Source organism: Micromonospora sp. NPDC048898 (assembly GCF_043198035.1).
GTDB lineage: Bacteria > Actinomycetota > Actinomycetes > Mycobacteriales > Micromonosporaceae > Micromonospora.
In genome coordinates, this window is sequence record NZ_JBICUF010000001.1 from 632,569 (window position 1) to 652,994 (window position 20,426).

General features: G+C 72.4%; 23 protein-coding genes. 13 read left to right on the forward strand and 10 right to left on the reverse strand.

Going from position 1 to position 20,426, the window contains the following annotated elements:
• Positions 1-51 precede the first annotated feature (51 nt).
• The 4 genes from ACGFIQ_RS02985 to ACGFIQ_RS03000 form a co-directional block, all read right to left on the reverse strand.
• Complete coding sequence (locus ACGFIQ_RS02985; RefSeq protein ID WP_393238276.1) at positions 52-861, reverse strand: ABC transporter permease; 810 nt, start codon at positions 859-861, stop codon at positions 52-54.
• Positions 858-1,829 (reverse strand): ATP-binding cassette domain-containing protein, encoded by a 972-nt coding sequence (locus ACGFIQ_RS02990; protein ID WP_393238279.1) that lies wholly within the window; start codon positions 1,827-1,829, stop codon positions 858-860. The genes ACGFIQ_RS02985 and ACGFIQ_RS02990 overlap by 4 nt, the downstream gene beginning before the upstream one ends.
• A 168-nt stretch (positions 1,830-1,997) precedes the next feature.
• Positions 1,998-3,620 (reverse strand): acetolactate synthase, encoded by a 1,623-nt coding sequence (locus ACGFIQ_RS02995; RefSeq protein WP_393238282.1) that lies wholly within the window; start codon positions 3,618-3,620, stop codon positions 1,998-2,000.
• Positions 3,621-3,737: 117 nt separating this feature from the next.
• Positions 3,738-4,511, reverse strand: a complete 774-nt coding sequence (locus ACGFIQ_RS03000; protein WP_357522232.1) for an enoyl-CoA hydratase-related protein — start codon at positions 4,509-4,511, stop codon at positions 3,738-3,740.
• A 96-nt stretch (positions 4,512-4,607) separates the two neighbouring features.
• Here ACGFIQ_RS03000 and ACGFIQ_RS03005 point away from each other — a divergent pair, with 96 nt between their 5' ends.
• The 3 genes from ACGFIQ_RS03005 (at position 4,608) to ACGFIQ_RS03015 (ending at position 6,449) form a co-directional block, all read left to right on the forward strand.
• Positions 4,608-5,087, forward strand: a complete 480-nt coding sequence (locus ACGFIQ_RS03005; RefSeq protein WP_393238285.1) for a DUF6232 family protein — start codon at positions 4,608-4,610, stop codon at positions 5,085-5,087.
• 92 nt (positions 5,088-5,179) lie between these two features.
• On the forward strand, positions 5,180-5,659 hold the full coding sequence (locus ACGFIQ_RS03010) for a DUF6232 family protein (RefSeq protein WP_393238288.1): 480 nt from the start codon (positions 5,180-5,182) through the stop codon (positions 5,657-5,659).
• A gap of 61 nt (positions 5,660-5,720) precedes the next feature.
• Positions 5,721-6,449: a hypothetical protein gene (locus ACGFIQ_RS03015; protein ID WP_393238291.1), complete on the forward strand. Its 729-nt coding sequence runs from the start codon at positions 5,721-5,723 to the stop codon at positions 6,447-6,449.
• A gap of 24 nt (positions 6,450-6,473) precedes the next feature.
• Here the strand turns inward: ACGFIQ_RS03015 and ACGFIQ_RS03020 are convergent, their stop codons facing one another.
• Positions 6,474-6,932: a rhodanese-like domain-containing protein gene (locus ACGFIQ_RS03020; RefSeq protein WP_393238293.1), complete on the reverse strand. Its 459-nt coding sequence runs from the start codon at positions 6,930-6,932 to the stop codon at positions 6,474-6,476.
• A gap of 70 nt (positions 6,933-7,002) precedes the next feature.
• Here ACGFIQ_RS03020 and ACGFIQ_RS03025 point away from each other — a divergent pair, with 70 nt between their 5' ends.
• Positions 7,003-8,025 carry a helix-turn-helix domain-containing protein gene (locus ACGFIQ_RS03025; RefSeq protein WP_393238296.1) on the forward strand — a complete coding sequence of 341 codons (1,023 nt, stop codon included), beginning with the start codon at positions 7,003-7,005 and terminating at the stop codon, positions 8,023-8,025.
• A gap of 86 nt (positions 8,026-8,111) precedes the next feature.
• On the opposite strand, the gene ACGFIQ_RS03030 is transcribed toward ACGFIQ_RS03025, so the two are convergent.
• Positions 8,112-9,008 (reverse strand): ribokinase, encoded by an 897-nt coding sequence (locus ACGFIQ_RS03030; RefSeq protein WP_393238299.1) that lies wholly within the window; start codon positions 9,006-9,008, stop codon positions 8,112-8,114.
• A gap of 25 nt (positions 9,009-9,033) precedes the next feature.
• Entirely contained in the window at positions 9,034-9,864 is an 831-nt protein-coding gene (locus ACGFIQ_RS03035; RefSeq protein ID WP_393238302.1) for an ABC transporter ATP-binding protein, read from the reverse strand.
• A gap of 131 nt (positions 9,865-9,995) precedes the next feature.
• Between ACGFIQ_RS03035 and ACGFIQ_RS03040 the strand changes: the two genes are divergently transcribed.
• Together ACGFIQ_RS03040 and ACGFIQ_RS03045 are read left to right on the forward strand one after the other, a co-directional pair.
• Positions 9,996-11,003, forward strand: a complete 1,008-nt coding sequence (locus tag ACGFIQ_RS03040) for an ABC transporter ATP-binding protein (RefSeq protein ID WP_393238305.1) — start codon at positions 9,996-9,998, stop codon at positions 11,001-11,003.
• Positions 11,000-12,016 carry an ABC transporter permease subunit gene (locus tag ACGFIQ_RS03045; RefSeq protein ID WP_393238308.1) on the forward strand — a complete coding sequence of 339 codons (1,017 nt, stop codon included), beginning with the start codon at positions 11,000-11,002 and terminating at the stop codon, positions 12,014-12,016. Before ACGFIQ_RS03040 ends, ACGFIQ_RS03045 begins: the two co-directional genes overlap by 4 nt.
• 120 nt (positions 12,017-12,136) lie before the next feature.
• On the opposite strand, the gene ACGFIQ_RS03050 is transcribed toward ACGFIQ_RS03045, so the two are convergent.
• Positions 12,137-13,312 carry an ROK family transcriptional regulator gene (locus tag ACGFIQ_RS03050; protein ID WP_357071338.1) on the reverse strand — a complete coding sequence of 392 codons (1,176 nt, stop codon included), beginning with the start codon at positions 13,310-13,312 and terminating at the stop codon, positions 12,137-12,139.
• Positions 13,313-13,481: 169 nt separating this feature from the next.
• On the opposite strand from ACGFIQ_RS03050, the gene ACGFIQ_RS03055 reads away from it, so the two are divergent.
• The 4 genes from ACGFIQ_RS03055 (at position 13,482) to ACGFIQ_RS03070 (ending at position 16,833) form a co-directional block, all read left to right on the forward strand.
• Positions 13,482-14,936, forward strand: a complete 1,455-nt coding sequence (locus tag ACGFIQ_RS03055) for a glycoside hydrolase family 3 N-terminal domain-containing protein (protein WP_393238311.1) — start codon at positions 13,482-13,484, stop codon at positions 14,934-14,936.
• A gap of 157 nt (positions 14,937-15,093) precedes the next feature.
• Positions 15,094-15,681, forward strand: a complete 588-nt coding sequence (locus ACGFIQ_RS03060) for a hypothetical protein (protein WP_393238314.1) — start codon at positions 15,094-15,096, stop codon at positions 15,679-15,681.
• On the forward strand, positions 15,678-16,172 hold the full coding sequence (locus ACGFIQ_RS03065; protein ID WP_393238317.1) for a thiol-disulfide oxidoreductase DCC family protein: 495 nt from the start codon (positions 15,678-15,680) through the stop codon (positions 16,170-16,172). Before ACGFIQ_RS03060 ends, ACGFIQ_RS03065 begins: the two co-directional genes overlap by 4 nt.
• Positions 16,135-16,833: a TetR family transcriptional regulator gene (locus ACGFIQ_RS03070; protein WP_357071327.1), complete on the forward strand. Its 699-nt coding sequence runs from the start codon at positions 16,135-16,137 to the stop codon at positions 16,831-16,833. Before ACGFIQ_RS03065 ends, ACGFIQ_RS03070 begins: the two co-directional genes overlap by 38 nt.
• A 224-nt stretch (positions 16,834-17,057) precedes the next feature.
• Here ACGFIQ_RS03070 and ACGFIQ_RS03075 read toward each other — a convergent pair whose 3' ends face one another.
• On the reverse strand, positions 17,058-17,720 hold the full coding sequence (locus ACGFIQ_RS03075; RefSeq protein WP_393238321.1) for a GNAT family N-acetyltransferase: 663 nt from the start codon (positions 17,718-17,720) through the stop codon (positions 17,058-17,060).
• 164 nt (positions 17,721-17,884) lie between these two features.
• Here ACGFIQ_RS03075 and ACGFIQ_RS03080 point away from each other — a divergent pair, with 164 nt between their 5' ends.
• Positions 17,885-18,076, forward strand: a complete 192-nt coding sequence (locus ACGFIQ_RS03080; RefSeq protein ID WP_393238324.1) for a hypothetical protein — start codon at positions 17,885-17,887, stop codon at positions 18,074-18,076.
• A gap of 126 nt (positions 18,077-18,202) precedes the next feature.
• A complete protein-coding gene (locus ACGFIQ_RS03085) occupies positions 18,203-18,721 on the forward strand; it encodes a hypothetical protein (RefSeq protein ID WP_393238327.1) in 519 nt (172 codons plus the stop codon).
• 10 nt (positions 18,722-18,731) lie between these two features.
• Here the strand turns inward: ACGFIQ_RS03085 and ACGFIQ_RS03090 are convergent, their stop codons facing one another.
• Positions 18,732-19,463, reverse strand: a complete 732-nt coding sequence (locus ACGFIQ_RS03090; RefSeq protein WP_393238330.1) for a Clp protease N-terminal domain-containing protein — start codon at positions 19,461-19,463, stop codon at positions 18,732-18,734.
• Between the two features lie 141 nt (positions 19,464-19,604).
• Between ACGFIQ_RS03090 and ACGFIQ_RS03095 the strand changes: the two genes are divergently transcribed.
• Complete coding sequence (locus ACGFIQ_RS03095; protein WP_393240326.1) at positions 19,605-20,420, forward strand: DUF72 domain-containing protein; 816 nt, start codon at positions 19,605-19,607, stop codon at positions 20,418-20,420.
• Positions 20,421-20,426: the final 6 nt, after the last annotated feature.

Below are 20,426 nucleotides of genomic sequence, written 5' to 3' on the forward strand. Positions count from 1 at the left end.
GGTGCCTGAGCGTCGGCGCGGCCGCGCCGGCGTCGGTGCCCGAGCGTCGACTCACACCCGACGCTTGAGCGCGTGCACCGCCCACGGCGCGAAGATCACCGCGATGCCGGCGCCCCAGAGCAGCGTCTGGAGCACCGGCCCGGCCACCGGCCCGCTGACCAGGAGCCCGCGCAGCGCGTCGGCCACCACGGTCACCGGGTTCACCTCCACCCAGCTCTGCAACCAGCCGGGCATCCGGTCGGTCGGGACAAAGATGTTGCTGGTGAAGGTCAACGGGAAGATCACCATGAACCCGAAGATCTGCACCTTGTCCGGTTCGCTCACCAGCACGCCGACCAGCACCGAGATCCACGACGCGGCCAACGTGAACGCCAGCAGCAGCGCGAACGCTCCGACCACCCCGAGCAGGCCGTTGCCGACCCGGAAACCCAGGATCGACCCGACGCCCAGCAGCAGCGCGATCGACCATGCCTGCTTGACGGTGTCGGCGAGGATCCGGCCGGCCAACGGCGCCCACCGGGCGATGGGCAGCGCCCGGAGACGGTCGAACACGCCCTTGGTGAGGTCGTTGTTCAGCCCGAAGCCGGTCGTCATCGTGGCGAACAGCGCGTTCTGCACCATGATGCCGGGCAGCATGAAGGTGAGGTATTCGCCTGACGATCCGGCGATGGCGGTGCCGAAGACGTACGTGAACAGCAGCACGAACATCACCGGCTGGATGCTGAGGTCGAGCAGCTCCATCGGGTTGTGCTTGATCTGCACCAGGCTGCGCCACGCCAGCGTGAGGGTGTGGCGCAGCCCCGCGGCCGGGCTGAGCCGGCGGGCCGGTGTCAGCGGGGCGGGGAGGGTGACGGCGGTCATGCCGGAGTCCTTTCCAGGTCGGTGTCGGCCGGGGCGTCCTCGGCCCGGTGGCCGGTGAGGGAGAGGAAGACCTCGTCCAGGCTGGCGCCGCGCAGTGCCAGCTCGGCGACCGCGATCTCGGCGGCGTCGAGGCGGCGGACCACAGCGGGCAGGACACCGGAGTCGTTCACGGCGACGGTGACGGCGTTCTGGGCCACCTCGGGGGTCACACCGGACACCTCGCCGACGATGGCGGTCACGGTGCCCAGGTCGGTGCTGTCGGCCGGCCGCACGGTGAGGGTCTGACCACCGGTCTTGGCCTTCAGCTCCTCCGGTGTGCCCTGGGCGATCACCCGGCCGTGGTCGACCACGGCGATCTCACCGGCGAGCTGGTCGGCCTCCTCCAGATACTGGGTGGTGAGCAGCACCGTCACGCCGTCGGAGACCAGGGTGCGGACGATGTCCCACAGGTCGTTGCGGCTACGCGGGTCGAGCCCCGTGGTCGGCTCGTCGAGGAAGAGCACCTGCGGCCGGCCGACCAGGCTGGCGGCGAGGTCCAGCCGGCGACGCATGCCTCCGGAGAAGGTCTTGGCGGCCCGGTCGGCGGCGTCACTGAGCGCGAAGTCGGCGAGGAGTTGGCGGGCACGCTGCCTGGCGTCGGCCCGGCTCAGCCCGAGCAGCCGACCGATCAGCAGCAGATTCTCGGCACCGGTGAGTGTTTCGTCGACCGAGGCGTACTGGCCGGTGAGGCCGATCAGCTGCCGCACCTGGTGCGCGTCGCGCACCACGTCGAAGCCGCCCACCGTGGCGTGCCCCTCGTCGGCGGCCAGCAGGGTGGCGAGCACCCGCACGGCGGTGGTCTTGCCGGCCCCGTTCGGCCCGAGCAGACCGAAGACGGTGCCGGTCGGCACCTCCAGATCAACTCCGGCGAGGGCGGTGGTGGCGCCGAAACGCCGCACCAGCCCCTCGGCCCGGATCGCGTAGTCCATCCCAACTCCTGTCGTCGTCAGTGGTGACACCACTGTGGGCGACAGGTCTGACATCCCGCCGTTCCCGCGCTGACGTTACGACGACACGGGCTGACTTTCCGCTGATTTAGCTGCGGACAGACGCGACCGCCGCCGCCCGCGCGGGGCGACGGCGGTCGCGGGTGCGTCTCAGGCCAGGTTCGACGACCGCGGGTACGCGTCGGTCGGGTCGGTGAGCACGTTGACCAGGTACGGCACTCCGGCGTCGAACGCCCGTTGCAGGGCCGGCCCCAGGTCGGCGGCCTTCGCGACCGTCTCCCCCGCCCCGCCGAGCGCGCTGACCACCGTGTCGTAGCGCAGCTCGGGTTGCAGGTCGGCGGCCACGTCGTAGCCGTACATGGCCCGCATCGGGTGCTTCTCCAGCCCCCAGATGCCGTTGTTGCCGACGACGATCACCACCGGCAGCTTCTGGCGGGCCAGCGACTCGACGTCCATCAGCGAGAAGCCCGCGGCACCGTCGCCCATCAGCACGCAGATCTGCCGATCCGGGTGGCTGACCCGGGCACCCATCGCGTAACCCATGCCGGTGCCCAGGCAGCCGTACGGACCCGGGTCCAACCAGGTGCCGGGCTGGGCCGGCTCCAGGTAGCGCCCGGCGTACGACACGAAGTCGCCGCCGTCGCCGATGGTGATCGCGTCCGGGGCCAGCACCCGACGCAGCTCGCCGTAGATCCGGGCGGGGCGGATCGGGTCGGTCTCGGCAGCCATCTCGGCGGCGTCCCGGGCCTTCGCCGCGTCCTCGGCCACCCGCAGGTCGGCGATCCAGTCGGTGTGGTCGGCCCGGTCACCGGAGTGATCGGCAAGCGCGGAGAGGATCAGGCGCAGGTCGCCGGCGGGGGCGGCGGCCGGCTGCACGTGCGTCGCCCGCTGGCTGGGCGCGTCGACGATGTGCACCACCTTGGCGTCACCGAAGTCGCCGAAGCTGAGCCGGAAGTCCAGTGGGGTGCCGACCACCACGACCACGTCGGCACCGGACAGGGCGGCCCGGCGGGCCTTGGCGAACGCGAGCGGGTGCGTCGGCGGGAGTGAGCCGCGGCCCATGCCGTTGGTGAAGACCGGCACCTGCAGCGCCTCGGCCGCCTCGCGCAGGGCGGCGACCGCGTCGCCCGCGTACACGTCGGAGCCGGCGATGATGACCGGTCGCTGTGCCCCGGCGATGAGCATCGCGGCGTGGCCGACCTCCTCCGGGTCCGGTACGACCGGGTCGACGCCCGCCACCGCGGGCAGGTCGACCTCGGCGACCGAGAAGACCGTCTCCAACGGGAAGTCGAGGAAGGCCGGGCCACGGTGCGGGGTGAGGGCGGCGGTGAGCGCGGAACCCACCGCGCGCGGGATGTCGTCGGTGCTGAACACGGTCTCGGCATGCTTGGTGACCGGGGTGACCAACGGCAGGTGGTCCATCTCCTGCAGGCTGCCCGAGCCCCAGCGGAAGGCGGGCGCCCGCCCGCCGAGCACCAGCACCGGGGAGGCGTTGAAGAAGGCGCTGGTCATGCCGGAGATGCCGTTGGTGACACCGGGCCCGGCGGTGAGCACGGCGAGACCGGGGCGGCGTTGCAGCTTGGCCACCGCCTCCGCGGCGAAGACGGCGGACTGCTCGTGGCGGACGTCGTAGATCGGGAAGTCGGTCTTGTACGCGGCGTCGTAGAGCGGGAAGACGTGCCCGCCGGAGAGTGTGAACATCTCCCGTACGCCGTGCGCGCGCAGTGCCGCGAGCGCCAACTCGCCGCCGTGACCCTCGATCCGCTCCGTCATCGCCGCTCCTTCTCGTCGCTCATGACCGAAGCCACACGCTACTGGCCGGTAGGCACAATGTGAACAATTCTCGGCTCGCCGTCGGGCCCAGCGGTCCGAACCGCCGGCCCCGCCCGGTCAGCGGCCGGTGAAGTCCGGTTTGCGCTTCTCGACGAAGGCCGTCATGCCCTCGCGCCGGTCGTCGGTGGCGAACAGCGCCGCGAAGAGTTGCGTCTCCCAGGCCAGGCCCGAGGTCAGGTCCATGTCCAGGCCGCCGTCGACCGCCAGCTTCGCCGCGCGCAGCGCCTGCGGAGGCCCGGTCAGGTACGGAGTGACGAGCGCGACGGCCGCGTCGTACACCTCGGCGGCCGGGACGACCCGGTCGACCAGGCCGATCCGCAGCGCCTCCTGCGCGTCCACCATCCGCCCGGACATGATCAGATCCTTGGCTCGGGCCGGGCCGACCAGGCGGGCCAGCCGCTGGGTGCCGCCCGCACCGGGGATGATGCCCAACTTGATCTCCGGTTGGCCGAGCTTGGCGTCCTCGGCGACCACCCGCCAGTCACAGGCCAACGCCAGCTCGCAGCCGCCACCGAGCGCGTACCCGGTGATCGCGGCGACCACCGGCTTGGGGATCCGGGCGAGTGCGCCGAGCGCGCTGGACAGATCCGGTGCCCGCTCGACCATGTCCACGTAGGACATGTCGGCCATCTGCTTGATGTCGGCACCGGCGGCGAAGACCTTCTCCCCGCCGTACACGATGACGGCGCGGACCTCGGGGTCGGCGGTGGCCGCCGTGGCGGCGGCGCGCAACTCCTCCTGCACCTGGGTGTTGAGCGCGTTCATCGGCGGCCGCTCCAGCCGGATCGTGCCGATGCCGTCCCTGGTCTCCAGCCGAACGAACTCGCCCACGGTGCCTCACTTCCTCGTTGAAGTCGCGTGCCAACCTTACGACCCCGCTCGTTGGGGTATGTAGTGTGGTGTCAGCCTCCGAGCAGGAGTGAAGCCATGGTCACTTATTACGACGACAGGTCGGTGCAGGTCACCTCCACCACCTTTCGAGTCGACGGCCGCAGCTACGCATTGACCGACATCACCATGATCTGGCACCGCCGCGGCACCCGTTCCTGGCGCGTCCTGGTGGGGCGCGGCGCGATCGGCGCCGCACTGGCCGGTCCGCTGGTCGCCGCGGTGCTCGGCATCGCCCTGGCCATCTGGCTGCACCGCTCGCCCACCGTGACGATCGCGATCGTCGGCGCGTCGGTGCTGGTCGGGCTGGCGGTCGGGCCGGTCGCCGACTTCCTCTTCGAATACCTGGACCGCTCGTACACCCGGGGCAGCCGCCAGTTGGAGATCTGGGCCCGCTGGCGCGGCCAGCCGGTGCGGTTGCTGCGCACCGGCGACGCGTTGCGCTTCGGTCAGATCTACCGGGCGGTGCAGCGCGCGGTCGAGCACAGCCAGCCGTCCCGCCCCGGCACCCGCCGCTAGCGACCCGGGCGCGTCCGGCACGGGGCCAGCCACCCTCGCGCGGATTGCCTACGGGCTGTCGACGGGTTGCCTACGGGTGGTTAGGCTTAGTGATGACCCTCTATTACCGGGACGACGCGGTGCAGGTGACCTCCGAGTCGATCCGGGCCGGTGGGCACGTGATCGCCCTGTCCGACGTGACGTTCGTGTGGCACGCGCGGGGGCAGAAGACCCTCGCCGTCCGCGGCCGGGTGCTGGGTCGCGGTGTGCTGGTCCTGCTGCTCTCGCTGCCGCCGTTGGTCGCGGTGGTCTGCGTGCTCTCGCTGGCCTGGTCGGCACAGGACCGGGGCAACTGGCAGTTGGCCCTGATCATCCTCGCCGCCTGCGCGGTGGGGGCGCTGGTGGCGCTGCCGTTCCTGGAGATCCCCCTCGGCTGGCTGGACCGCTCCTACGAGCGCGGCAGTCATGTGCACGAGTTGTGGGTGCAGCACCACGGCCGGGAGGACCTGCTGGTGCGCACTCCGGACGCGCTCCGGTTCGGGCAGATCTACCGGGCCGTCCAGCGAGCCGTCGAACAACACGGAGACCATTGACGATCGCCACCGCGGCGACGCCGTCGAGCGGTTGCGGCGCGGCCGACGCACACTTGGTCCCATGGCGATTCCCCTCCCCACACCGACCGCCGTTGTCGGTCTGACCCGCTTCGCTCTCGACCAGGCGCTCGGCTCGGCCGCCTCGATGGCCGCCGTGCCCGCCCGCGCGTTCGCGGTGCTGGACGGGGTGGAGGCGCTGCTGGCCCGGATCAACGGCGTGGTGGACCGGATCGAGACGACCCTGGACCGCACCGACCAGGTGCTCACCGACGCCGAGGCGGCGGTCCGTGAGGTGGGCCTGATCAGCGCGGCCGCGACCACCGCCATCGACACGGCCACCGAGGTGGCGACCGCAGCCGCCGTGGTGGTCGCCGAAGCCGACCGGGTGTCCCGGTCGGCCGGCTCGGTGGTCGCCGAGGCCGACACGGTGGCCCGCCGGGCCGCCGCCACCGTGGGCACCGCGGCGGAGGCCGCCGCCACGGCCGCCGAGTTGCTGGCGGCGTACGAGCCGGCGTTGCGCCGGGCCGCGCCGATGACGCGCAGGTTCGTCGAGGAGCTGAGCCACGAGGAGATCAGCGCGGCGATCCACCTGATCGACGAGTTGCCCAAGCTCAGGGAGCACCTGACGGCCGACATCCTGCCGATCCTCGCCACCCTGGATCGGGTCGGGCCGGACCTGCACGACCTGCTCGACGTGACCCGCGACCTCAAGCTCGCCGTGGCCGGCATCCCCGGGTTGGGCATGCTGCGTCGCCGCGGCGAGAAGCTCGCCGACGAGCCCGCCGACTGAGCCCTCCTCGCGCGCGTCGGGGGATCAGCACTCGCAGGTGATCGTCGCGGTCGGCGCGGTCAGGTCGTCGACCGGGCGCCGGGTCAACCCGGTCTCCGTCACCACCGGCAGCCCCTCCCGTACCCAGTACTCGAACCCGCCGAGCATCTCCTTCACCGGGTAACCGAGGCGGGCGAACTCCAGCGCCGCGCGGGTCGCGCCGTTGCAGCCCGGACCCCAGCAATAGGTCACCACCGCCGAGCCCGGCGGGATCAGGTCCGCCGCCCGGCTCGCGATCTCGGCGGTGGGCAGGTGCACCGCGCCGGGAAGGTGCCCCTGCGCCCAGGCGGCCGCGCCCCGGGAGTCGACAACCAGCAGGCCCGGGGTACGAGCCGACAGATCGGCGTGCACATCGCTGACGTCGGTCTCGACGCTGAGCCGATTGTGGAAGTGGGCGGCGGCGGTGGCCGGATCGGCCGGCGGAACGGCGAAAGTGAAGGTCATGCACCGATCCTCGCCGGCACACCACCTCGGGACGAGTGGCGCGAACGACGTCCTGCGCTAACATCCCGCCATGCCGACCCGAGCCCACACCACCGGCTCGCGCCCGCTGCCGACGCCCCGGCTGCCGGCGACCGCGCACCGCGTCGCCGTGCTCGCGTACCCGGGGATGTCGATGTTCGAGGCCGGCATCGTCACCGAGGTCTTCGGGCTGGCCCGACCCGAGTTCGACGTCGACTGGTACGACCTGGTGGTCTGCGCCGAGCGGCCGGTGCCGGTGGTCGGCGGGGCCAGCCTGCACACCCCGTACGGCCTGGCGGAGCTGGCGCAGGCACGGACGGTGATCGTGCCCGGCGTGCCGGACGTGACGGGTGACCCGTCGCCCGAGCTGGTGACCGCGCTGCGCCGGGCGCACCGGGGCGGTGCCCGCATCATGTCGATCTGCTCGGGCGCGTTCGCGCTGGCCGGGGCGGGGCTGCTCGACGGTCGGCGGGCCACCACCCACTGGCGGTACGCGGAGCTGCTGGCGCGGCGTTACCCACGGGTCGAGGTGGACCCGGACGTGCTCTATCTCGACGACGGTGACCTGCTCACCAGCGCCGGCAGCGCCGCCGGGCTGGATCTCTGCGTCCACGTGGTCCGGCGCGACCATGGCGCGGCGATCGCCAACGCGGTCGCCCGACGGCTGGTGATTCCCCCGCACCGCGACGGCGGGCAGGCCCAGTTCGTCGAGACACCGGTGCCCACCGACCCGGACGACGACCGGATCGCGGGCAGCATCGACTGGGCCCTCGCCCATCTCGCCGAGCCGCTGAGCGTGGCCCAGCTCGCCGGGCGGGCGCACATGTCGTCCCGCACCTACCTGCGGCACTTCGCCCGAGCCACCGGGACCAGCCCGATCCGGTGGCTGATCGACCAGCGGGTCCGTGCCAGCCTCACCCTGCTGGAGGAGACGGACGCCCCGGTCGAACAGGTCGCCCGGACGGTGGGCTTCGACACGCCGGTCACCTACCGCCACCATTTCGGCCGGGTCATGCTGACCTCGCCGTCGGCGTACCGCCGGGCCTTCCGGATCAACGCGGGCCGGCCGGCGTAGCGCGGGCGCGCTCAGGCCGGTGTAGCGCGGGCGCGCTCAGGCCGGCGTAGCGCGGGCGCGCTCAGGCCGGCGTAGCGCGGGCGCGCTCAGGCCGGCGCGTACAGCTCGTCGATCTCGGCGCGCCGGGGCAGCGCCACCGAGGCGCCGAGCTTGCGGACGCAGGCCGCACCGGCCGCCGACGCCCAGCGCACGGCGTCGACCAGGTCGCGCCCCTCGCCCCAGCCGACGGCCAGCGCGGCGGTGAACGCGTCACCCGCGGCGGTGGAGTCGACCACGTCGACCCGTACCGCCGGCACGTGCACGTGGGTGCCGTCCCGGTCGACGTACCAGGCGCCCTCGCCGCCCAGAGTGAGCACGGCCCGGGGGGTCAGGGCGAGCAGCGCCCGGGGGTCCTCCCGACCTCGGCCGGCCAGTGCCTGCGCCTCGCCCTCGTTGACGACGAGCACGTCCACCGCGGCGAGCAACTCGGGCGGGAGGTCACGGGCCGGGGCGGCGTTCAGGATGACCCGGGTGCCGGCGGCGCGGGCGGCCACCGCGGCGGCCGTCACGGTGCGCACCGGGATCTCCAGTTGGGCGACCAGGACGTCCGCCTCGCGCACCGTGGCCAGCTCCTCCTCGGTGAGGTCGACCAGGGTGTCGTTGGCGCCGGGGGTCACCATGATGGCGTTCTCACCCTGGGCGTTGACCATGACCAGCGCGACGCCGGAGGTGCCGTAGACCACGCGCAGTTGGCTGGTGTCCACCCCGGCGGCGGTGATGCGGGCCTTCAGGGTGACGCCGAAGGCGTCCGAGCCGATCGCGCCGAGGAAGGCGCAGGAGGCGCCGGCCCGGACGGCGGCGATGGCCTGGTTGGCGCCCTTGCCGCCGGGCACCATCACGAAGTCGGTGCCGAGCGTGGTCTCACCCACCCGGGGCAGCGTGGGTGCCATCGCGACCAGGTCCATGTTGGCGCTGCCCACCACGGCCACCCGGGTCTGCGGCACTGTCGTCTCCGCCCTGTCCCGACGCTCAGGCGGCCCGCGCGGTGTAACGGTCGCCCGACCGTTCGACAACCAGCGGCAGGCCGAAGGTCTTGGAGAGGTTGTCGCCGGTCAACGTCTCGGCGAGCAGACCCTGGGCGACGACCCCACCCTCGCGCAGCAGCAACGCGTGGGTGAACCCCGGCGGGATCTCCTCCACGTGGTGGGTGACGAGCACCATCGCCGGTGCGTCCGGATCGTGGGCCAGCACGGCCAGTCGGGCGACCAGGTCCTCGCGACCACCCAGGTCGAGCCCGGCGGCGGGCTCGTCGAGCAGCAGCAGCTCCGGGTCGGTCATCAGGGCACGGGCGATCTGCACCCGCTTGCGCTCACCCTCGGAGAGGGTGCCGTAGCGGCGTTCGGCGAGGCCACCGACGCCGAGCTGGCTCAGCAGTGCCCGCGCCCGCGCCTCGTCGGCACGGTCGTAGTTCTCCCGCCAGCGGCCGACGACCGACCACGCGGCGGTCACCACCACGTCGCTGACCCGCTCGTCGGCGGGCAGCCGCTCGGCGAGCGCGGCGGTGGTGAGCCCGATCCGGGTCCGCAGCTCGTTGACGTCGGTGCGGCCGATCCGCTCGCCGAGCACGTGCGCGACACCGGTGGTCGGGTGCAGCCGGCCCGAGGCGAGGTTGAGCAGGGTGGTCTTGCCGGCACCGTTGGAGCCGAGCACCACCCACCGCTCGTCCAACTCGACGCGCCAGGTCAGGTCCTGCAGGAGGGCGGTGCCGGACCGGCGTACACCGACGCCGGCCAGGCTGACCACCAGATCCGGGTCCACAGGCGCGGCGCCGGTAGCGTCGGGGATCAGGTCACCAGTCACCGCACCATCCAACCACGCAGCGACGAGGCGCCCCCCATGGGCGGCGCCTCGGCCATAGGGTGAAGCGCCGTGTCGTTGATCACCACACCCGGAGGACGGCTGATGCCCCGTCGAGGTACGGAGCCGCGCGGATGAGCGCGGTCATCGAGATCGAGGGTCTGCGCAAGACCTTCCACAGCCTGCGTAACGGGCGGCGGGTGGCGGTGGACGGGTTCGACCTGCTGGTCGAGGCGGGCCAGGTCCACGGTTTCCTGGGGCCCAACGGCTCCGGCAAGACCACCACCCTGCGAGCCCTGCTCGGGCTGGTACGCGCCGACGGTGGGCGGATGGCCGTGCTCGGCGAACCGTCGCCGCAGCTGCTGCCCCGGGTGGCTGGCCAGGTCGGCGCGATCGTCGAGAGCCCGCAGTTCTTCGGCAACTTCACCGGGTACCGCACCCTGCGGTTGTTGGCCCGTGCCGGCGGGGTGCCGATCTCGCGGGTGGACGAGGCACTGGATCTGGTGGGGCTGCGCGACCGGGGTGACGAACGGGTGAAGGGCTACTCGCTGGGCATGAAGCAGCGCCTCGCGGTGGCGTCCGCACTGTTGAAGGACCCACGGTTGCTGATCCTGGACGAGCCGGCGAACGGGCTGGACCCGGCGGGGATCCGGGAGATGCGGGACCTCATGCGATCGCTGGCGGCCAACGGGGTGACAGTCCTGGTGTCCAGTCACATCCTGGGTGAGATCCAGTTGATCTGCGACCACGTCACGATCATTTCGCGGGGGCGTCGGGTGGCGGCCGGCCGGGTGGACGAGGTGCTGGCGGGCCATGACCGGCACGAGTTCCTGGTGCGGGTGGCCGAGCCGGAGCGCGCGGCCGAGCTGCTGCACGCGGCCGAGCTGACGGCTGTCGTCGACGGCGGGGCGCTGGTGGTCAGTGGCGTGGATGACCCGACGGTCATCAGCCGGGTGCTCGGCGAGCAGGGGTTGTGGGTGGGCGAGCTGACGCCGCTTCGGCCGGATCTGGAGAGCGTCTTCCTGGAGCTGACCGGTGCGAACGCGCAGCCGGCGGTGCCCCGGCAGGTCGACGGCTCGGCGCTGCCGGCCGGCGGTCAGGGCGAAGCTGTGATTGACCTCGATCGGGGAGTGGACGCGTGAACCTGGTTCGTGCCGAGTTCGAGCGGCTGTCCGCCCGTCGCTTCGTGCAGCTCATGGTCGTCCTGTTGGCGTTGGCGTTCGCCGTGACGGCGGCGACCACCCTGGCTGGTTCCCACAAACCGAGCGCGAGCGAGCTGAACTCGGCGCGGGCGCAGGCCGCCGAGCAGCTACAGGGGATGGAGATCGCCTACCAGCAGTGCCTGGCCCGACAGAACGGCACTCTCCCGCAGAGGGACATGGACAAGTACTTTCCGGCGGAGTGCTCGGAGATCGACCCGGTCCGGCTTGAGCAGCTGCCGACCGCCGCCGACTTCCTGCCGGGGGTGTTCAGCTTCGCCCAGCAGGCGGAACCACTGCTCTACTTCCTCATCGCGTTCCTGGTGCTGTTCGGGTTCCTGGTCGGCGCCTCCTACATCGGCGCCGACCTGAACTCGGGCGGCGTGGTGAACCTGCTGCTCTGGCGACCACGCCGGTTGACGGTGCTCGGGGCCAAGTTGGGCACCCTGCTCGGCACGGTGCTGGTCCTGGCCCTGCTGGCGTCGGTGGCCTACCTGGCCACGTTCTGGGTGATCGGGCAGACCGCCGGGTTGCCGGGCCGGTTGGACGGGGACTTCTGGCGTTCGCTGGGCGCGGTGCACGGCCGTGGCCTGGTGCTGGTGTTGTTGGCCAGCGCGGCGGGCTTCGCCATCGCCACCCTGGGTCGGCACACGTCGGCGGCGCTCGGCGCGCTCGCCGCGTACGTGGTGGTCTGGGAGTTGGGCGCCCGGCTGGTTCTGGAGATCGTCGACGCCCCACAATCGGACCTGTTCATGCTCTCCAGCCACATCGGGGCGTGGCTCAACGGCGAGGCGCGTTTCTACGACGCACGGATCTGCCGCGGCGACAGCGCTGGCTCCTACTGCGAGGGGTTCTACACGCTGACCTGGTTGCCGTCACTGTTGGTGCTGCTCGTGATCACCGGCGGGCTGACCGCGGCGGCGTTCGCCGTGTTCCGCCGACGCGACCTGATCTGAGGTTTCGGCGGCCTGCCCGGAAAGTCGCGGGCAGGCCGCCGAACCAGGACGTCGACGGCAATGGCTTGCAGCCTGCTGGCCGGCGGTGAAATATTCCTTCACATGACCGGCGCAGCGGGCTCAGCCGACGGTGGAGCCGAACACCTCGTCGCGTACCGCGTCCAGGGCGGTGCGCAGCGCGCCGTGCAGGATCGGCTCCTCGGTCAGCCCGGTGGGCACCACCCGCGGTCGGACCAGGGTGATCGCCGCGACCTCGTGCTGCACCCGCTCGGCGAGGGCGGCGCCGCCGGCCTGGCCCACCTCGCCCGCGAGCACGACCAACGGCGGGTCGAGGACCACGCAGGTGCTGGCCACGCCGAGCGCGAGCCGGCGGGCCAGCTCGTCGAGCATCGGGCCACCGTCGGCGCCGGCCGCGACTGCCGCACGCACCGCCTCGGCGGCGTCGGTGTCCGGGTAGCCGTGCTCGCGGGCCACCGCGCGCACCGAATCCGCGCCGACGAGCTGCTGGAAGGCGGGCTTGGCGCGGCGGGAGACGTCCCGCGGGATGGGCGCGCCGGGCACCGGCAGGTAGCCGATCTCACCGGCCGCGCCACTGCTGCCGTGGTGCAGCCGCCCACCCAACATGATCGCCAGGCCCACGCCGGCACCCACCCAGACCAGCACGAAGTCCGCCAGCCCCTGGGCGGCACCGGACTGCGCCTCGGCCACCGCGGCCAGGTTGACGTCGTTCTCGAAGACGACCGGGGTGTGCAGGTCGTCCCGCAGGGCGGCGAGCAGGCCGCTGTGCCAGCGCGGCAGGTTGAAGGCGAAGGTGATGTCGCCGGTGCCGGGGTCGACCAGGCCCGGGGTGCCGAGCACGATGCGCCGTACGCTGCTCAACTGCGCGTGGGCGCTGCTGGCGGCCTGCACCACGGCGTTGTGCACGACGCCCACCGGGTCGTCGGTGTCCCGGGTCGACTGTTCCACCCGGCCAATGACCGCGCCGGTGATGTCGGCACACGCCGCCACCACCCGGTCCGGCCCGACGTCCACGCCGACCACGTGCGCGCTGCCCGGGCTGACCGCGTAGAGCTGGGCGTTCGGCCCCCGCCCGCCGGCCTGCTCGCCGACCCGCGTGACGAGACCGCGCTCCTCCAACCGCTCGACCAACTGGGAGGCGGTGACCTTCGACAGCCCGGTCAGCTCGCCGAGCCGGGCCCTGGTCAGCGGGCCGCGTTCGAGGAGCAGTTCCAGTGCCGCACGGTCGTTGAGCGCCCGCAACAGGCGGGGGGTACCGGGCAGCCGGGTCGCACTCATGACACGTCCTCTAGTTTTAGTAAACTTTGCTAACTGTAAACCGACCTGCGAACGGGTAGCCGTAGCGTATCGGCCACCCGGAGGCGGGGCGCTCCGCCGATTCGGCAGGGCGAACACCACCACCGGTACGACGTTTCGTACCCGCGGGGGCACCGAAGGGGGAGATCACGTGGGGCTGGATCCAGGACTGCGCCGGCTGGCGCTGGGCACGCTGCTCGCCGCGTACCCGGGACCGGTCCCGCCGGACTGGGCGGTCGACCTGCTGGCCGACGGGCTGGCCGGGCACACCCTGTTCGGGGCCAACGTGCACGACCCCGCCCAGGTGGCGGCGAGCACCGCCGCACTGCGCGCCGGCCGCCCGGACGTGCTGATCGCCATCGACGAGGAGGGTGGCGACGTGACCCGGCTGGCGCATGCCACCGGCAGCCCGTACCCCGGAAACGCCGCCCTCGGCGCGATCGGCGACGTGGCGCTCACCCGACGCGTCTACCGGTCGATCGGCGCCGAGCTGGCGACGCTCGGCATCACCGTCAACCTCGCCCCGACCGTCGACGTCAACACCGCCGACGAGAACCCGGTGATCGGCACCCGGTCCTTCGGCGCGGATCCGGTGCGGGTGGCCGCCCACTCGGCCGCCGCCGTGACCGGGTTGCAGGCCGCCGGCGTGGCCGCCTGCGCGAAGCACTTCCCCGGGCACGGCGCCACCGTCACCGACTCGCACCACGAGCTGCCCACCGTGGACGCTCCGCTGAGCCTGCTCCGCCAGCGGGACCTGCCGCCGTTCGCGGCGGTCGTCGCCGCCGGTGCGCGCGCCGTGATGACCGCGCACATCCGGGTGCCGTCGCTGACCGGCGCCGATCCGGCCACCTTCAGCCGGGCCGTCCTGGTCGACCTGCTCCGCACCGACCTCGGCTTCACCGGCGCCGTGATCACCGACGCGTTGGAGATGAAGGGCGCCGCGGTGGCGGCCGGCGGGGTCGGGCCGGCCGCGGTCCGCGCCCTGGCGGCCGGGGCCGACCTGCTCTGCATCGGCGCGCGGGTCGACGCCGCGCTTGTCGAGCGGGTGGCCGCCGAGATCGTCGACGCCCTCACCGACGGCCGGCTGGCGACCGCCCGGGTCGAGCAGGCGGCCGGCCGCGCCGCCGAGCTCGCCGCCTGGACCCGGGCCGCCGGCGGGTCGCCGGCCACCGGCGACACCGAGCTGGGGTACGCGGCAGCGCGGCGGGCCCTGCGGGTGGACGGCGTGCTCACCGGCCTGGACCGGCCACTTGTGGTGCAGTTGCACACCGAGTCGACGATCGCCGAGGGTCGGGTGCCGTGGGGCCTCGGCCCGCACCTGGACGGCGTGCCGGAGATCCGCGTGATCGCCACCGAGACCGACCCGGCGCAGCTGCGCGGGTTGGCCGGCGACCGACCCATCGTGCTGGTGGGGCGGCACCTGCACCGGCTGCCCGGCGGCCCGGAGCTGGTCACCGGGCTGGCCGCCCAGCATCCGGTGACAGTGGTGGAGATGGGCTGGCCGGCACAGTGGCGCCCGGCGGGCGTGCGCGCCTTCGTCACGACGTACGGCGCGAGCCACGCCAACGGCCGGGCCGCGGCCGAGGCGCTCGGCCTGGCCGGCTGAGCCACGGCGTTCTCCGGCCGGGCCCCGAGGCTCGGCCGGAGGACGCGCTCCGGCACCACAGTGTCCACAGTCACGTGTCGGCCATTCTTGAACATGTTCAATATCCGCCCTAGGCTGGCGACGTCGGTAGTTGAACACGTTCAAGAAGGGCGTCCACATGGACACCAAGGTCTGGATGTACGTGATCTACCTGGCGGTCAGCGTGGGTCTGACCATCTGGGTGGCTCGGGCGCTGTCGCGCAACGGGCTGGTCTTCCTGGAGGAGGTGTTCGCCGAGGAACGACTCGCCCGAGCGGTCAACAATCTCCTGGTCGTCGGCTTCTACCTGCTCAACCTCGGCTACGTCACGGTGGCGATGAGGCACTCCGACCCGGTGCTCTCGACGAGCCAGGCCATGGAGGAACTGTCCCTCAAGATCGGCTTGGTGCTGCTGGTGCTCGGCGCGCTGCACTTCTTCAACGTCTTCGCACTGGGTCGCTACCGCCGAAACCGCCTGCGCCAGCTCGCCACCCACCCCCCGATCGCCCCGATCGGCCGACTCCCCATGCAGCCCACCCCAGCCGGGCCGCAGCTGGTCGGCGCGTACCCGGGCGGGCCGCACCCGACCGGCGGGTACCCGACCGGACCGCAGCAGGCCGGACCACAGCAGGCCGGTCCGCAGCAGGCGGGTCCGCAGCAGGCCGGACCACAGTCGGCGGGTCCGCAGCCCGGCGCCGGCCCGGCGAACAACCCGCCGACCCGATGACCGTGCCACCGGCCGATGACGTCGGTCGGCTCCCGGATCCCACTGCTCACTCCGGCGGTGGGATCCGGGGGTTCACCGTCCTGTTCGACGCGGCCTGCCCGCTCTGTCGCGCCGCCCGCCGCTGGTTGTCGTCCCGCGCCCAGCTCGTACCCCTGGAGTTCGTGCCGGCCGGGTCCGCCGAGGCCCGGCGGCGCTTCCCCGGCCTGGACCACGACGCGACGCTGCGCGACCTCACCGTGATCGCCGACACCGGTGAGGTGTACGCGGGCGACGGCGCCTGGTTCGCCTGCCTGTGGGCGTTGGCCGACCACCGGTCCACGGCCGAGCGGCTGGCCCGACCGCACCTGCTGCCCCTCGCCCGCCAGGTGGTGGCCACCGCGTCGGCGATCCGGGAGCGGGTCCGCGACCCGTGGGCCGAGCCGACCGACGACCTGGCGGGATACGGTGGCCCCGATGACCGAACAGCCTGCGCAGACGACCACTGCGGGTGACCCAGCCACAGCCCGGGGCGAGCAGACCCGGCAGCTGATCCGGGACACCGCGATGCGACTGTTCCGCGAGCGTGGTTACGCCCAGACCACCATGCGGGCGATCGCGCAGGAGGCCGGCGTGGCGGTCGGCAACGCCTACTACTACTTCGGTTCCAAGGACCACCTGATCCAGGAGTTCTACGCCCAGTCCCAGGCCGCGCACCGGGCGGCCGCACAGCCCGTGCTGGATCGGGAGGAGGCGTTCGGCGCCCGGCTGGCCGGAGTGCTGCACGCGGGGATCGACGTGCAGACGCCCTCGCACGCGTTCGCGGCGACCTTCTTCAAGACGGCGGCCGAGCCCACCTCCCCGCTGAGCCCCTTCTCCGCGGAGTCCTCCGGTCCCCGACAGGCGGCCATCGACCTCTTCGCCGAGGTGTTGACGGGCTCGACGGCAAAGGTCGACGCCGAGCTTCGCCCGCAACTGCCCGAGTTGCTCTGGCTCGCGTACATGGGCGTGATCCTCTACTGGGTGCACGATCGATCGCCGGGGCAGACCAAGACCCGTCAGCTGATCGACGGGGTCGTACCACTGATCGACCGGCTCGTGGCGCTGTCCCGGCTCCGGGTCCTCCGGCCGGTGACCCGCCAGGTGTTGGACCTGATTCGCACGCTCCGTCACTGACCCGTCCGGCGCCTACAGATCGGCGAAGAAGCAGGTCAAGTCCACTTTTCGACACTCCGAACGGACAGCATCAGCCTTGCCCCGAGCCCGTTCGATACGTAGCGTGATCGCCACGTAGCGGCTCGCCCACGGCGGGGCCGCCACACCCGGAACCCGGGCCTGGGGAGAGGTCGCGGACCGTGGATCCGGCCCGGGATCCACGGTCCGCTCGCGCCCGTCGCCGCTCAGCGCGGATAGACCCCGTACGCGCGCCAGCCCCGGTCCGGGAAACCTGCCGCGTCGGCGACCCGGGCCGAGGCGAGATTGTCCCGCTCGTGCAGGTAGGTCGGCACCGCCCCCTCGTCGAGGACCCGTCGCGCCGCCTGTGCCACGAGTCGGCGGGCGAGGCCGCGACCCCGGGCGGCCGGCGCGGTGCCGACGGCCAACTCGTGCCCGTACGCGTCGTGCCGTTTGATCCCGGCACCGGCCAGGTAGGTGCCGTCCGGGTCGCGGACCACCAACACCGGCCGGTCGAAGAGCCGCAGCCAGGGCGGCAGCCCGGGGGTCGTGGAGGCGGTCCACTCCCCCACGTCGGGCAGCGGCGCGGGGGCCGTACTCCAGCGGAAGGGGCCGTCGTGCACGCACCAGTCGGGCCACCCCACGGCCTGCGGCAGTGCGGCGAGGAACCGGTCCGGGGTACGGCTGACCAGGGCACGGATCGCCGCCACCCGCTCCGGCGCCACGGAGAGCACGCCACTTCGCCCGGTGTCCACGGCGAGCGCGGGGCGCAGCCTGCCGTCCCAGGCCGGTGTGGCCCGTCGGTGCGACGCGACCACGTGCAGCCCAGGCCCGCCCGGCCACTGGCCGAGCCAGGTGGCCAGGTGTAGCTGGACCCGCCGGTCGAGCATGTGCACCTCCGGTGTCGCCCCACCCGTCGTGGATCACCGTACGCCGGGCCGCCCCGGCCGGGCGGACGATCCCTCCGGGCCGGGCAGGCGCGCAGACCTGGTGCGGCAATCGACCGTCATATCTATTTTTCAACCTGGACACCTTTGTTTGGGACGGTAGGGCAATGCCGAATGACCCCTACCACCACCAGCAGGACCCCGAGCGACTCTGGCTCACCGCGGGGACCGCTGGCGGCATTCCGCCCCAGCCGCGCTACCGCAACCCCCGGGCGATCGGCGGCAGCGCACTGTCCTGGGCCGGGCTGAACAAGCTGGCCGTCGGCAGTTCCGGTCGGCACCGGCTGAACACGCACTGACTCGCCGGTCGACCGGCAGCCCCCGTTCGGCGACACACCGGGGAGGTCCAGCGCGGGCTTTCGCACACCTGTCGGGTAATTTCTTGTGGTCCGGCATCCCGGCCTACGACAGGAGAAGCTCCGCGCATGGGCAAGAAGACGATCCACGTCTCCGACTTCACCGGCACGGTTCTGCAGCAGGACGACGAGGTGGTGCGCGTCGTCGTGCTGGAGCACCCGGACCTGGTCGCCGGGCCCGTGCAGTTGGACGCCACCCCGGGCGAGGTGGAGCACATCGACGACGCCGCCCTGGACGTGGCGGTGGTGGAGATCCACGACCAGCACGGCGGCGGCGAGCCGCGTCGGGTGGTGTTGACGGCCAGCGAGTTCGACGCGATGGCCACCGACGTGCCGATGGCGCAGCTGTTGCGGACGGCCGAGCGGGTCCGCCCACCGAAGGCCCGCAAGAGCGCCGAGAAGATCGACTACAGCACGCTTGAGCACGCCGGCAAACCACACCGGGGCCGGGTCACCGAGGAGGAGGCCCGACTGGTGCGCGAGCGGCTCGACGAGGTCAACAAGCGTCTCGCCGACGCGGGCGTGCGCCAGATCGACCCGGCCGACCCGGAGCACGCCCTGCGTTACGGCTTTCCCGAGGCACCCTGACCCCAGGGCCTCACGTCTGCTGCGCCGTGAATGCGGCGAGCGCCGCCGCCAGGTCGGCCTCGACCGTCGCCTTCGCCAGGCCGAGATCGGTGAGCACGCCGGCGCCGTCCTCCTGCTCCAGCAGGGCCAGCAGGATGTGTTCGGTGCCGATGTAGTTGTGCCCGAGGCGCAGCGCCTCCCGGAAGGTCAGCTCCAACGCCTTCTTGCCGCGTGCGTCGTACGGGATGAGGTCCGGGACCTGCTCGGCCGGCGGCGGAAGGGTGGCACCCACCTTCTCCCGCACCGCCTCGGAGGTGGCACCCCGGCCGGCCATCACCTTCGCGGCCAGCCCCTCCGGCTCGGCCAGTAGGCCCAGCGCCAGGTGCTCGGGGCCGATCTCGGCGTTTCCGGCGGCGCGGGCCTCCTCCTGGGAGGCCATCACGACGTTGCGGGCCCGGGGGGTGAACCGGCTGAAGGCTTCGTTCGGGTCGAGCGGCAGCCCGTCGGACGCCTTCGAGACGAAGCGCTTCTGGGCGGCCTGCTTGGTGACCCCCATGCTGCGGCCGATGTCGGTCCAGGAGGCGCCCGAGCGGCGCGCCTGGTCGACGAAGTGCCCGATCAGGTGGTCGGCGACCTCGCCGAGGTGATCGGCGGCGATGACCGCGTCGGTGAGCTGGTCGAGCGCGTCGGTGTGCGCCCTCTTGATCGCCTGGATCAGGTCGTCGAGCTTGACGGTGTTGCTCATCTGGAGAGGATCTGTCATGCGTCAACCATAAGTTGACGATCTCATTGCGTCAACCCTGAGTTGACGACCGTCGGCCCGGTCGCATCGGCTGGCCCGGATACGGTGGGCTCCGGTCGAGCGGCGGGAAGGGCGGTCATGCGGCTGCACGTGGGGTGCGCGATGTGGAGCCACCGGTCGTGGTCGGGGCACCTGCTGCCGCCGACGGAACGTCTGCGGCACTACGCCAGCTGGTGCGACGCGGTGGAGGGCAACACGACGTTCTATGCGACACCCGCCCGGGACACCGTCTCGTCGTGGGCCGCCCAGACGGACTCCGACTTCCGGTTCGTCCTCAAGCTTCCGAAGGTCATCACCCACGAACGCCGGCTCACCGACGTCGGCGAACCACTGCACACCTTCCTGGACGCGATCGAGCCGCTCGGCCCGCGCGTACACACCCTCTGGATCCAACTGCCCGGCTCGTTCGCCCCCACCGACGTCGCGACCCTGCGCCGGTTCCTGGGCCAACTCCCGCAGTCGCACCGGTACGCGGTGGAGGTCCGCCATCCCGCGTTCTTCGGCGACGCCCACGCCGCCCGACTGCTGGAGGCGACCCTCGCCGACGCGTCCGCCGAGTGGATCCCCTTCGACACGACCGCCTTCTTCGCGAGCCCACCCACCAGCGACGCGGAGCGGGACGCCTGGACCAAGAAGCCGCGTGTGCCGCTCCGGTCGCTCGCGTTGACCGACCGGCCGATCGTCCGCTACCTCGGCCGGGACGACTCGGCTCGCACCGTCGAGGGGTGGCAGCGCTGGATCGACGTCACCGTGGCCTGGCTACGGGAGGGGCGCTCACCGACGATGTTCGTGCACACCCCGGACAACGCCGACGCGCCAGTGCTCGCGCGGCGCTTCCACGACGAGGTACGAGCACGCGTACCCGAACTCGACGCGCTGCCCGAGCCGATCCCGGTCGAGCCGCTGACACTGTTCTGACCCCGG